Source organism: Aliivibrio sp. A6, assembly GCF_028765505.1.
Lineage (GTDB): Bacteria > Pseudomonadota > Gammaproteobacteria > Enterobacterales > Vibrionaceae > Aliivibrio > Aliivibrio finisterrensis_A.
Genome location: NZ_JARACR010000141.1, coordinates 1 through 502, shown reverse-complemented (window position 1 = coordinate 502; position 502 = coordinate 1). Strand labels below are relative to the sequence as shown.

Here is a 502-nt window from a genome sequence, read left to right as displayed (position 1 = left end):
CATGCAGATTAAGCTCAATTTACCACTTAACACGGTAAACTCAAAGAAATCTAGAATGCCGAATGTAGCAAATCGTGTTGATGCGATTGTTATGTTTCGCCCTACAACGACTGACCAACTTCCCAAACGCACGCTACACAAGATACAGGTTTTACATACCTACTTTGTTTGGTATCGAACGTTACTTTATGAAGTGGCTTTACTTGATAATTAGGTAAACATTCAATATATGCTTGACGACCATCATCAGGTAATTGATGGTTAAATACGTCGACTAGAGCACAGAATAATCTTATACACTTTTCTTCTTTGATCCGACCAAGTTTTTCAATATCGTTTTGATATGCTGTCGTTGTATCTCGCAACTTAAATTCAATTGCTATGGTATAACCAGAATCCAATTTAAAAACTAAATCAGTTGGTCCGCCATTTTTAAGATCGCATTCCCTACACCATTCAACTGTCGTTTCACCAAAGATACTCTTTGATTCTTTGATAATTG

General features: G+C 36.3%; 1 protein-coding gene. It reads right to left on the bottom strand.

Annotated features, from left to right (window positions below; genetic code table 11):
• Nucleotides 1-101: 101 nt before the first annotated feature.
• A partial coding sequence (locus tag PVK70_RS18930; protein WP_274441724.1) for a hypothetical protein occupies nucleotides 102-502 on the bottom strand: 401 nt, incomplete at its 5' end.